General features: G+C 58.0%; 10 protein-coding genes. 6 read left to right on the plus strand and 4 right to left on the minus strand.

The genetic code is table 11. The annotated features are described in order from the left end of the window. Positions 1-385, minus strand: a 385-nt coding sequence (locus tag DBR47_RS25035) for a phage integrase N-terminal SAM-like domain-containing protein (protein ID WP_231512322.1), incomplete at its 3' end; no start/stop codon positions are given. 312 nt (positions 386-697) lie between these two features. Between DBR47_RS25035 and DBR47_RS14810 the strand changes: the two genes are divergently transcribed. From DBR47_RS14810 to DBR47_RS25040, 3 genes are all read left to right on the plus strand, one after another. Continuing rightward, entirely contained in the window at positions 698-1,171 is a 474-nt protein-coding gene (locus DBR47_RS14810; protein ID WP_124451366.1) for a hypothetical protein, read from the plus strand. Positions 1,172-1,281: 110 nt separating this feature from the next. Next, positions 1,282-1,527 carry a hypothetical protein gene (locus tag DBR47_RS14815; protein WP_124451368.1) on the plus strand — a complete coding sequence of 82 codons (246 nt, stop codon included), beginning with the start codon at positions 1,282-1,284 and terminating at the stop codon, positions 1,525-1,527. Between the two features lie 70 nt (positions 1,528-1,597). Then, entirely contained in the window at positions 1,598-2,143 is a 546-nt protein-coding gene (locus DBR47_RS25040) for a hypothetical protein (RefSeq protein ID WP_231512323.1), read from the plus strand. Between the two features lie 416 nt (positions 2,144-2,559). On the opposite strand, the gene DBR47_RS14825 is transcribed toward DBR47_RS25040, so the two are convergent. Next, entirely contained in the window at positions 2,560-3,633 is a 1,074-nt protein-coding gene (locus tag DBR47_RS14825) for a hypothetical protein (protein WP_124451370.1), read from the minus strand. 315 nt (positions 3,634-3,948) lie between these two features. Here DBR47_RS14825 and DBR47_RS25045 point away from each other — a divergent pair, with 315 nt between their 5' ends. The 3 genes from DBR47_RS25045 to DBR47_RS14835 all read left to right on the plus strand — a co-directional run bounded on the left by DBR47_RS25045 (position 3,949) and on the right by DBR47_RS14835 (position 6,759). After that, on the plus strand, positions 3,949-4,083 hold the full coding sequence (locus tag DBR47_RS25045) for a rubrivinodin family lasso peptide (protein ID WP_231512324.1): 135 nt from the start codon (positions 3,949-3,951) through the stop codon (positions 4,081-4,083). A gap of 114 nt (positions 4,084-4,197) precedes the next feature. Next, positions 4,198-4,926 (plus strand): lasso peptide biosynthesis B2 protein, encoded by a 729-nt coding sequence (locus DBR47_RS14830; RefSeq protein WP_124451372.1) that lies wholly within the window; start codon positions 4,198-4,200, stop codon positions 4,924-4,926. An 18-nt stretch (positions 4,927-4,944) separates the two neighbouring features. Beyond that, a complete protein-coding gene (locus DBR47_RS14835) occupies positions 4,945-6,759 on the plus strand; it encodes an asparagine synthase-related protein (RefSeq protein ID WP_148090427.1) in 1,815 nt (604 codons plus the stop codon). Positions 6,760-6,768: 9 nt separating this feature from the next. On the opposite strand, the gene DBR47_RS14840 is transcribed toward DBR47_RS14835, so the two are convergent. Both DBR47_RS14840 and DBR47_RS14845 read right to left on the minus strand, forming a co-directional pair. Beyond that, complete coding sequence (locus DBR47_RS14840) at positions 6,769-9,141, minus strand: hypothetical protein (protein ID WP_124451376.1); 2,373 nt, start codon at positions 9,139-9,141, stop codon at positions 6,769-6,771. A gap of 152 nt (positions 9,142-9,293) precedes the next feature. Continuing rightward, positions 9,294-11,816, minus strand: a complete 2,523-nt coding sequence (locus DBR47_RS14845) for a TonB-dependent siderophore receptor (protein ID WP_231512325.1) — start codon at positions 11,814-11,816, stop codon at positions 9,294-9,296. Positions 11,817-11,900: the final 84 nt, after the last annotated feature.

Here is an 11,900-nt window from a genome sequence, read left to right on the forward strand (position 1 = left end):
GCCGGTGGGTCCCCTCCAGATGCGCCAGCACCGCCATCACCTCGGCTTGGCTCAAGACGACGGGCAGACGCCGCTTGACCTGGGGTCGCCCGATGTTCGTCATCCAAGGCAAATCCAGCTGCAAGACCTTGCCGTAAAGGAACAGCAAGGCAGACAGGGCTTGCCGGTGCGTCGAGACCGACACCCCTCGGTCGTTGGAAAGCCAACTTAGGAATGCCTCGACCTCGGGGCCGCCCAAGTCGGCCGGATGGCGGATGCCGTGGAACCGAATAAATGCCCGGCTCCAGTGCACGTAGGCCTCCTCAGTGCGCCGGCTGTAGTGCAGGTACCGGATCCGCTCGCGGACTTGGTCAAGGAGCTTCACAGACTGAAGCGGTGGCAGCATCGGCCGAGAAGGGCGAGGACCGCGAACCGGCCTGACCTCCCCCGAAGGAATGATTGACGGGCTGAACATACTTGCCTCCAATCAGCAGCACGCAGGCACCCGCAGGGCAAACCATCAGGCCTAGCCCCACCAGGAATGGCAAACTGCCCGTGCTGCCTTTGCCAGTTTTGATATTACTGTATAAAAACACATATATGCAACACAGACTGAGGCGTGGCGCGGCCTGCGGGCCGTTTCGGGGTGCCGTATTAGGGAGACTGGCGGACCTGATAAACGGACGCCGCTGTCTCCCTACAACACGTTAGCCATCAGATGGAATCAGAGTCTCTGTTCGACGCCGTGTTAGACGGAGCCTTGCGTGAAATCGCGGCGAAGCAACTGCCCGTGTACACCTTTGCGCTCTATCACGACCATGAGTCAGAGGCGGTATCGGTGTGCGTCGACACCGAGGAGAATTCGGCCAAAGCCGCGTCAGCCATCAATCGGTACAACAGAGGCTATTTTTCGCAAGCCGTCGCAAATGGCGACCTAATGAGCGCCCGTCTTTGGCAAGCAAATATTGGGCGCAGTCTGTCACTTGGCGACTTTGCATTGGTCAATGTGGCGCGAACGCCATTGCCCGCAGGAGCCTTTAGCCCTGACTTCTATCTTTCGATGGTGCGTTCGGTCATGTCTGTGGAGCGGCGTGTGGCCATGCTTTCGCCACATCCTGAGCGACTTCTGTTCGCATGCTCGGGCCCTGATGCTGAGGTTTCGTATGTATGGTCTGCTCTGTCTTATGGCTAACCCTGCGCTGGAGCCGACTCGCAACGGCTGGTCACTTCAGGCTCCCATTTCATTCCGGGCCTTACGTGCCCAGCCGCCGCTCGCGGCTCAGCTTCAACGTTAGGCCTCCCGTGACGAAGCGTCGAATTGAAAACCATGAAGAATGTTTGAGGTCTTTCGCCCAAACGTTGAAGCGCGAGATCAAGGAAAACTTGGCGGTGTGGGAAGCCATGAATCGAGAGCAAGCGATCGGGAGGCGGATGGCCTTTTCGAATGTGGTGTTTCTCCTAAAACGTGAGGCTGAAAAGCATGGAGTCCCGCTTGTGGATCTCGGACTGGTCGACTATGAAGTGCCGAAGATTGATCCACAAGACTAACCATTCAATGCAGCGGACCTGCGCCAGCTACGCTGGCTGGTCCAATGATTTCAAACGTTAAGTCGCACTCATGCGCGTTGCTTCTCGCCGCATGCCCCGTTTCTTGCGTCGGCCGATGCCTCTTGCCGGCTGGCTGCTCCTCGCGTGCATCTTGGCCGTTGGCGTGTACTTCGCAATTGCCAAGCCTGTGGCATCGCTCATCTCTGTGAGTGCGCTGGCTGTGCTTTTCTTGGTTGCACAACAGCAGAGCCAGCGCGACGAGAGAAAATTGCTAACGCTCGCATCTGAACGCGAAGGTCAATCGATATGTGAGTTCGCAAGAGATTTCGATGCGAGGGCAGTAAACACTTGGATCATTCGCGCGGTGTACGAGCAACTGCAAGAGCAGCTCAAGCACATTCATCCGGCGTTTCCAGTCCGCGCGGACGACCGACTGAAGGAAGACCTATTGCTCGATGACGACGACCTGGATATGGACCTGGCGCAAGAAGTCGAAGCGCGTACTGGGATATCCATTGACCAGAGCGGCAACAACCCGTACTTCGGCAAGGTCAAAACGGTCCGTGATTTCGTGCTCTTCTTTCAGAGCCAACCTGGATCGAACAATGCGACTTAACCCTTTGGTCAAGCGGACCTGCGCCAGCTACACTGGCTGGTCCGCTTACCGCGAACGTTGAGCGTCAGCTTCCGGGCAACTCGTTTCGGTAGGGCCGACGACAGCTTTGGGCACAAAGCACCCATTCCAGTTCATCATACAACCGACAATTTGCTGTCGACTCTTGTCTGCTCCAGGAAGTAAAGAATCAGGCCAGATCGGCAATGGTCAACATTGGCTCAACCATCCGTTGACGAAAGTCACAGGTTGGGAGCCGGTTGCTGATGAACGTTAAGCGCCTGCAAACCCGGTCATCGAACAACTTGATTTAGGGGAAGAAAGCTAACTGGCCGCGGTGGGCCCAAGATGCCGTCACCAGCGCGAAGCACCTCAACTTCTTCATCCAAGGTGCTGCACGAAACAAGACCACTGATCGATCAATTGCGTAGATCGTTTGGCTTCATTGCACCGGCATCCTGTGTTCCCGAACCCGTACTGTGGTGGATGAGGCGACCCCGCCCCATTCGCAGCAATGTAGATTCCTCCAGGATTCTGGCCAAGGGAGTCACAAGAATTTGCTGATCAGCAGGACGCGATTTGCATGCAGTCATCTGCTCGCTGAGAGTGGCTTTGGCACGTTGGTAGTGCCGTGCCACGGCCGCTGCAGAACAAAGCTGATGGGCGGTCGCTAGGCAGGCAACCAAGGCGCGCCCCCTGGCTGCCAATTCGCTGGAGCCCACTTTCAACTCCAGAGACCCTGATGGATGAATTCTTGCAAGGACCCAGGTTTCAAGGAGTTCTAACGCTCCCTCGACACCAAAGCCTCCTCCAGCAGAGACAAGACTTGCCGTGGCACCCTCCACCGCTTTTGATGCGCCCTGCGGTGAAGCCTTGGTTCCAATGATCAACTCCAACCCTCGCATCAATTCCCAGGTGCGCCAGTCTTGCTCAGTTGGGCGTCTCGCAATGCAGGTACGGAGCCCCGCCCGAGCGGCGGGCACAAGCTCCCCAAACTGCCGCAGCAGCGGTTTACTGTCATAACCCTTCGCCGGCGTCAGCCCCAGCGCAGAACGAAGCGCGCCGGAAGAAAAATGTGTGGGCGTTGAGCACAGTTGCAGATGCACCGGCCTCCACGCCAGCATGCGAACTTCGTTACGCAAGGAATCTACTGACTCAATCAACTGCGCGTGGTAAGGACCTGCCAGCACCGGGCTGTGAATTGGCTGAGCCTCATGAACCCATCGGGAAACCACGGTCCCAAAGGATCGGGCGATGCTGCCGACTGAATCATCCGCCTGAATTGCCGAAATGACATGGATTTCCTTGGGCATCAGAACGAAGCTGATCAGCGTCCGGCCCGAGCGCTGATGGGCAGCAATGAGGCGTCCGCGGATGCGCGCTACCAGCAAAGGATGAACGAAGAAGTCCCTCCCTACCGCAGCCTGCCAGCACAGGCTCCAAGTCTGTGAGTGGTTGACTGAGTCCCACCCGGTGGCATTCCAGCTGCTCATCCAAGAATGACGGCTTAGCGACTGGATCCCTCAATGTGAAAAATTAGTAACCTGCAAAACGTTCGGTACCCGACTTCAAAGTCGAAAGTTCACGACCTTAAGCCCAAAGCCGAACAAGTAAAGCTTCACTGTCGTCAACGGTTCGCGGCGTCGCGAAGTGGGCTTGCCAGGGGCTTCCTCACTTCGCCTGGCCGAACGCGCGCAAGTAAGACCATGCGTCGCTGGCCCGAGGATCACAACTGAGCTAACTTTGAATCGCCCCGGCTACAAAAGCCAGGGGTCACTTGGATCTCAACCTCAACTAAGGAGTTCATCATGAACGAGAAGTCTCAAACTGAGCTGGAACTGCAGGTCGTCGTGCTTGGCGATGCCAAGGAGCTCACCATGGGAGTCCCCGCCCCATATTTTGCCGAGGACAATCCCTTGATCCCGGCCAAGTATGAAAACTGAGTGAAAGGTGCACGCGCTGTAAACCACTGCGCGTGCTTCACGCTTTCCAAAACGGCCTGCATGCCTGGACTGGGTGTCCCAGCTTGAGCCGAAAAGCAAATCCAGGAGATTGCCATGCGGCCTTCGACTCCGGAACTCAAGCCGAGACTGGCCTCCTATGTTCGAGCCTGCGAATGCGATGGACAGGTCATTCTGCTCAATCTTCACTCTGGTCATTACCTTGGCATCGGGGAATCAAACGCCAGAGCCTTGGCCGAGCATGTCAATGACTGGCCAACAAATTTCGCCAATCAGGATTCCGGAACTAGCGCCGGTGACATTCGAGTCCTGATACAACACCTCATGTCGCTTGGCTTGTTGACTGAAACGTCGAAAGTCTTACCTCCCCTGCCCCGCATTACAGAGGCGAGCAAGACCATGGGCATCAATGAGGAATCAATAGATGGCAGGGGCGCAGCGCTCCTCTTCCCTCGATTCCTGCAGAGCGCCGCAGTCAGCGCCTTCTGGCTTAGATTCCGTACCTTGCAAGGCATCGCCACAAGCGTTGCCCATCGCCGAGAGCGCCGAGAGCACATAGCCGCCCCGCCTTCCCTCAGCGCAATGTGTCGTGGCACGAGCAACTACGTCAGACTTCGCCCCCTCGTTTTCACTGCCCGGGAGAAGTGCCTGTTTGATTCGTTGGCGCTGCTCAGCTTCTTGGCTGCAGACGGGCTATTTCCCCAGTGGGTGATCGGCGTCAAAACCAAGCCCTTTGGTGCCCATGCATGGGTTCAAACTGCCGAGACGGTGTTGAACGATCAGCATGAGTACGTGCGCAGATTCAAACCCATACTGGTCGCCTGATAAGTGAGTGCCATCGCCATGTTTCGCTACATCGCAATCGCATGGAATCCAGCTGAACCTTTTTGCGCAGCACAAGGACATCAACTGGGACTGCAATGGCAACAAAGAACCGACTGGGTGCTTTCTTTGCACCACCCGGGCCTGCAGGTGTTCACCACCGGCGTACAACTGAACGTCAATCAGCCTACGCCTTTGCCTGAGCAGTTGGGCATCGTTATCGGAAAGCTCTTTCGTCGTCATGTGATCGACCCAACTGCATTGAACCCAACACAGTTCAGCAGCGGTGAGGCAGCTCAGCTTCTGCGAACTAGCGGCCAAAGCTTGGTCAGCGACTTCTGGGGTCGTTACGTTGCCTTTCTACGGCACTCCTCAGGCACGACTTGCGTGCTGCGTGACCCCAGCGGAACACTGCCCTGCTTTCGACTGCGGCATGCTGGGGTGACGCTCGTCTTTTCTTGGTTGGAAGACGCGTTGCTGATGCTCGGTGGAGAGTTTGATGCCCGAATCAACTGGGACGCTTTGTGCGCCCAACTTCTGACCGGTGCTTTGATCGGCAGAGAAACAGCACTGATGGGCGTGACACAGGTACTTCCCGGCGAAATCGTCGACCTGCAGGACGATGAACCCCGGCCACCTGCCCTGCTGTGGAACGCTGTCGAGATCGCCAATTCTCCAGCTGCGCTCGACGCCCAAGAGGCGACGCAGTTGATAAGGCAAACCGTGCAGTCTTGTACGCGGGCCTGGGCGTCTTGCTACACAACCTTACTCCTTCGGCTGTCCGGTGGCCTGGACTCGTCAATACTGCTTGGCTGCATGGCGCCCGCTGACACAAGCGCTGACGTGATCTGTTTGAACTACCACTCAAGGGGCTCGGACAGCGATGAGCGCTACTTCGCCAGGCTGAGTGCGGCTCGGGCCGGCCGCGACCTCCTGGAGCGAGAGCGCAACCCCAGTTTTCAGCTTGAACGAGTCCTGCAAATCGCGCGCATGCCTGACCCAGTGCCCTACATAGGCTGGATGAATGCAAACACCGACGCCCAGCTAGCCCGCGCCTATGGTGCAGGCGCCCTGTTCACCGGTGCAGGAGGCGATGCCCTCTTCTACGAGATTCCAAGGTGGTGGCCCGCCGCCGACTACCTTCATACAAAAGGGTTGACTACAGGATTTGCAGCGGCCGCGATGGACGCTGCACGTCTGGGGAGAGTCTCACTTTGGCGAGCCGGTGCCCTGGCCCTCCGAGAGCGCATACACCTAAGGACAGAATCAAGAAGCCCAAAGGGCGCTACGACGCTGCTCGCTCAAAGCTTTCTGCAAGACAGGGAGCGAGAAGCGAAACATGAAAGCCGCTTCATTCACCCTGCCCTGCAAATGGGCCCCTACTTACCGATTGGCAAGTACATGCAGACGGTCGCTTTGATGCACCCTATGGGCTATTACGACCCATTTGAGCAAGCCGCTGCAGCAGAACTCGTCAACCCACTGCTCTCGCAACCCTTGGTCGAGTTATGCCTTCGCCTGCCCAGCTACGTCTTGACCCAAGGAGGCCAAGGCCGTGCATTGGCACGGCGCGCTTTCGCGCCAGATCTGCCGCCGCAAATCACTCACCGCCGGTCCAAAGGCGGGATGGAGGAACACATCAAGAGCGTGCTGAAGGCCAATCGTGACTTTGCGCGCACGCTACTTCTTGAGGGCAAGCTCAGCCACCAAGGGTGGATTGATCGCGCGAAAGTCGAAGAATCGCTTTCAGGGCGCCCGACCGCACTGCCCGGCCCCATCAGCCAAATTCATGGCTTGGTGGCCATTGAAGCCTGGTTGAGTCGATGGAGCAACTAGCAAGCCCGATCAAACGCCAGCTAGCGTGCGAACACAGCCGGGCTTGGCATCCTGAGCCAACTTCATCTTCGCCATCTGCTCCCACCGTAGGTATTGCTGTTTAAGGCTGACCTCGGTTTCAGCAGGCACCAGCAATTTCGATCGTTTCTCGCCATTCAGCCAAAACCGAAACCAGTCAACATTTCCCTGTAGAGAAATCATCCGATCGCTTGGCTGGCCGAGTGCATGTGAACTCTCAGGGAAGAAGTGCAGCTCGACAGGCTTGTACTGGCGCCGGAGTAAGGCATAGATGTCCCAATTGTTGTGGACCTCGGGTCCATAGGTCTCCATGCGGGTTGCTGCCCGAATGCAGTCCGTGTACAGGGACGGATCGTTCTTAATCCACCGTTGACGCGTCTCAGCAAATGGCCCGCCTTCGTTGGCATTTTCTTTCTTGAGTTGAATACCGTCGTTGACGGCGTAGGTGATGCCCAATGAAAAAATTGTGTTCGCGTCTCCGTCCAGAATGGCCGCAGCTCGAATGGGCGCTTCCGAGAAGGTCAGCAGATTGAGCACCCGTTCACCCGTCGCGCTCCAACCCATGATGCCGACTCGATCTCTATCCACCACGCCATCTGCGACCAAGGCCTCGATCGCAGCATTCACGCCATCGTGAAATGCATTGCGCGCGCCCATCGCGTCAGTCGGTGCACCGGTCGCGGCGCGCAGCGGGAAAGCCAAAACCAGAATGCTCTCTCGCAAGAAGGCCCGGCCGGCGAAGCCGCTGGTTGCGCCGTCATAGATATTGGTGCCGTCCCGATAGAAGCGATTGGGATCAAAGCCGTAGGTTTGAATGACCAGCGCGTGCTTGCGGCGCGGATTGAAGTCAGCTGGAACCATCAGGCCGCCCTGCCATCGTCGGCCCTTGGCATCCTTCCAGCCGTACTCACGCATATTGCCCCAGGTCCCCGCATCGAACTGTGGATTCAACTCGGTCAAGCGAACGATCCCGCCGTCCGACCCCTGGGCCACAATATCTGGCGGCTGATTCAAAGCCTGCTGAACACGCAAAGGCCATGATTCTCCTGAAGTGCCTAGGTGGGTGTTGGACGAAACCTCATCTGTAGATTCCTGCCAGGTGCCATCAACACCGCGCTCAAAGCGACGCCGCAACTCTCCGTCGCTCGCTACAAAAGCGGCCGCATTCCCCTTTACTGGGTACACATCCTTGAGCGACTGCTTGAGCGCTGCAATAGGCTTCCACTTCCCAGTGTCCGGCCAATACTCAATCACGTAAGAGGCTTGGCCTGAACTGCTATCAGCTTCGCCGCGTGGCAGATAGGTGCCCGCGAGAATCATTGACTTGCCGCCATCCATCCAAAGTCGATCGGTGCGCAGTTGGCCGCCTGTCACCGAGTCGTCCGGGGCATCCAGCACCACCTGCTCCTGACCATCGGCAAGACGATATGCAAGGAACCGCCGCGCAACAAAGCTTTGCGGCCTGGAGTAGTAACCTAGGGGATCCTGAAACAGGGATGGGCCGTACTTGCGAGTCGCTTCAGCAATCTTTGGGTACTGCTGACTCCAGGCCACATGACGGCTGGCTTCGTACCGCGGCAGCACCAACCAATGTCCATCAGGGGAAATGCTTGGCCGAGGAACGCCGTGATTGGCCTCTGGAAATGACGCGCCCAAGGGGCGGGCCGGCATTCTTGATCCTGCTTCCGTAACAAAAAATTGGTAGCGCCGTTGCTGCGTCCTGATACCGTTCTGGCCGAAATGAACACTCCAAAATGAGTGGGTGTCAACAACGATGCTGCGGACCCCAGGCGGCACGGCGGGATTGAGCTCCCGGGCCGCATAGACCACTTTGCGCAAGTCGTCGGAGACATCGAAGGTGACGATCTCTTGCGGCGAAAAGGTCAGCTGCTTGACCTCCCGTGTCAACACGTCCAGCTGATAAGCCTGATACGGCTCATCGTTCATGCGAGCGCGAAAGATGATCGTTCGGCTGCCAATCCACTTGGCATCGATCAACGCGGGATAGACATCGTCTACATCTCGTCGGGCCTTGACTGTCAGCAAGCGAATCGGTGCGACTACCTTTGAATTGGCCAGACGCTCGGGACTCAGGTCCAAGAGCAAGAGCTCAAACCGATTGGTATCGGTCGCCACATCGGCCCTGCGAGTCACAATGAATGCCTGCTGGCCATCCGATGAGATTTGGGTCTGTAGGGTGTCATCATCGAGTTTGACGGGCTGAATGATTCGTGTGAATTCAATCACTTCCTGCACCGTTGGCCCGATAGCAGCGAGTACCAATGACGCTGGCCAAGAGATCAGGACCGAGAACAAAGTCAGAAGGCGAACGGCAAGCCCTTGTGCGCAGCGGGCGCCCAGCATCGAGCCGGGCGATGTTGAAAACCGAGGAGTAGGCATATATTGAACCCTGGCCCTCATACGAGGGCCATTGAGAAGGTTGAAGCGAGGATGGCGACCTTCGCGATAGCTCAGCGAATAAGGTGCCGTGAAGTCAACAGCAGGTGCTCCGGCCTCTACCAATTGACAGAGAGGCGCACGTTGGCATAACGCCCACGCCAGTCGGCCTGACTCACGTCATAGTAGGGCGAGGTCCCAACGTATTCCGGCATTCGATCACCAACATTGGCTACCGCCAGGGACAAAGAGGCGCTCTTGATAGCCGGGAGGCCCAGACCCAAGCGCTTCAGATTGAGGCTGGCTGACAAGTCATGAACCCAAGAATCGCCCAGTCTCCTTTGACTCGGCAAGGTATCCAAGTAAGCGCCCAAGTAGCGACTCGTTGCCCCGAAAGTCCAAGCGGCATAGTCCACGCCCAGAAAAACTCGGCCCTTCCAACTGGGCGACCAATAGTCCGTTGCACGCCTACCCAAGCGGTCCTCGGCCGGCACGCCAGGGCTCAGCACAACTTCATGGCGCGAAGTCCGCGTCGCGCTGGCTCCCAAGGTCCACTTGGCGTTTGCGGCTTTCCAGCTGTGCTGTACCTCGAGATCCGCCCCGCTGCTGTCCACGCCACCGAAGTTGACTTCGGAGTAAAGCACCCGCGTGACCAGACCTGGACTGCCGTTGGACGAAGGAGCCCGAGTCACAAAACCAGGGAAGAGTGCTTCATTGTCCAAGGCCACCTGAGGCCACAAGACTGAAATCAGTCCATTGATTTTGACGCGCCAAAGGTTGACACCGAAGCGCGTGCCTGCGAAGGACTCAGGTTCCAAGACCAGGCCCAGTGCATAGGCCCTTCCCTCCTCAGGTTTCAGTTCCGGATTCGTCACCCGCAGCACCTCCCCACCCAGAATCGGCGCATTGGCACGAGCGGGGTCAATGAGGCCGAAGGCCTCCGTGCTGAGCTTCGTTTCGCCGGCATTGGCCTGCAGCAAAGTCGGCGGTTTGAACGATGTGGCAACCGATCCTCGCAACAGGGCCGAGCGTATGGGGCGGAACTCAAGACCTGCTTGATAGGTACTGGCGCTGCCAAAGTCACTGTAGCGATCGCGGCGGGCGGCCACGGTCAGCACCGCCAGCTCTCTGGACAAAGGTCCCGCGCCACTAGACCGGAACAGGGGGACACGTGCCTCGCCAAACACCGCGCTGCTGGTACGGCTCGCGGCAATGTCGAAGCTTGGTCGGTTGGAGGTTTCGTAGCGGTCGCGCGCGGCCTCCATGCCTGCGATCAATTCGAGACTTCCGGAGGGCATTTCGATCAAAGAGCCGCGCACAAATGCGCCAACCTGGTCCTTGACGCCGTGGTTGTCCCGCATCGAGTCGGGCCAAATTGCATTCAGCACCTCCTCACTGGCCGCCACACCGGTCGTAAAGGGATTGAGCGCCTTGGCTGGGGTCGAAGCCGCCAAGGCAGCGGTCCGTGCCGCGACGTTTGGAAAGCCTCCTGACAAGCGGCTTTCGCCATCATCACGGGTTGTCGAGACCGAGGCTTCCAACTCCCAGCCCTTTGTCAATTCACCACGGGTACCCAAGAGAACACGGGTGAAGTTGGTATGTCGCTCCAAACCCTCCGCGCCGTTGACCAAGCCCAGCCGTCCCGAGACCCGCACCGCCACCCCAAAGGGGTTGTAAGGGTTGCTGGCGGGCACCAAAACATTGTTCATCAAATAGCCCGACTGTTCAGCGTGCAGCCGATCCTTTGCCAAGCTGAGTTCGCCAAAGACCGACCATGCGGCGTTGAGGTGGCGCTCACCCGCGGCGTGCAACGCGAGATTCTCCGACCCATGAATGAGCGCCATTCCATGACCATTGGCCATCGAATTGCAGAGATTGACCTGACCAGCAGATGCTGTGAAGTCCGAAATCTTCAGTGCCTGCCCTGAAGGATTCAAGGAAATAGCCGCAAAACTGGCATTCAAACCAGGCAGTGCTGCGGACGTCGTGCTGCTGACCGTGCCGGGCGTGCAAGAACGTGTGCGTGCATCCACGCCGCCAAAACGCCGATAGTCCGCATCCAGAAAGAACTCTCGGTCAGCCATCGTCAAGGGCGAGGCCTTGCTGTAAGAACCCATCAGCAGAAAAGATCCCGCCTCGCCTCGCCCCCCTGTGGCAAGCGACACACTTCCGTCGCCCACCCCGCTGCCAGCCCCCACACGAGCGTCCAGCGAAACACCCTCCATCGACTTCTTGAGGATGATGTTGACCACCCCCGCCAACGCGTCGCCGCCATATACCGCTGACGAGCCAACCGGCACGATTTCAATGCGCTCCACCGCGGCCATAGGGATCAAGTTCAGATTGAAAAAATTGCCGGAAGAGGCGCCCACGGCCTGAACCCTGCGCCCGTTGATCAGTACCAAGGTCGACCCCAAGGGCAAACCTCGAAGTTGGACTGAGCCCTGACCATTCGTTTGCCCCAGCCCCCCTTCTCCCGGGCTCATCGATGCTTCGTTCAAACTACTGATGAAGCGTTCCAAGGTCGGCTGACCACTGCGATCCAGGTCGGCTCGGGTGTAGACGTTGACCGGCGCCGGCCCTTCAGCGTCGATGCGTTTGAGCCTTGAGCCCGTAACCTCAACTCGGCTGAGTGAAGTCACAGCCTCACCTTCAGTGCCCTTGCTCGCTGAGGGGGCGCTCTGCGCCGTCACAGAGGACTCTTCAGCGCCTTGGCCAGAAGTGCT

This window comes from Paucibacter sp. KBW04, assembly GCF_003852425.1.
Taxonomy (GTDB): domain Bacteria; phylum Pseudomonadota; class Gammaproteobacteria; order Burkholderiales; family Burkholderiaceae_C; genus Paucibacter_A.

What these genes read in the sequence shown, in the direction of transcription:
- DBR47_RS14810 (WP_124451366.1), top strand. Translation starts at nt 698, where the DNA reads ATGGAATCAGAGTCTCTGTTCGACGCCGTGTTAGACGGAGCCTTGCGT.
- DBR47_RS25040 (WP_231512323.1), top strand. Translation starts at nt 1,598, where the DNA reads ATGCGCGTTGCTTCTCGCCGCATGCCCCGTTTCTTGCGTCGGCCGATG.
- DBR47_RS14825 (WP_124451370.1), bottom strand. Translation starts at nt 3,633, where the DNA reads ATGAGCAGCTGGAATGCCACCGGGTGGGACTCAGTCAACCACTCACAG.
- DBR47_RS25045 (WP_231512324.1), top strand. Translation starts at nt 3,949, where the DNA reads ATGAACGAGAAGTCTCAAACTGAGCTGGAACTGCAGGTCGTCGTGCTT.
- DBR47_RS14830 (WP_124451372.1), top strand. Translation starts at nt 4,198, where the DNA reads ATGCGGCCTTCGACTCCGGAACTCAAGCCGAGACTGGCCTCCTATGTT.
- DBR47_RS14835 (WP_148090427.1), top strand. Translation starts at nt 4,945, where the DNA reads ATGTTTCGCTACATCGCAATCGCATGGAATCCAGCTGAACCTTTTTGC.
- DBR47_RS14840 (WP_124451376.1), bottom strand. Translation starts at nt 9,141, where the DNA reads ATGCTGGGCGCCCGCTGCGCACAAGGGCTTGCCGTTCGCCTTCTGACT.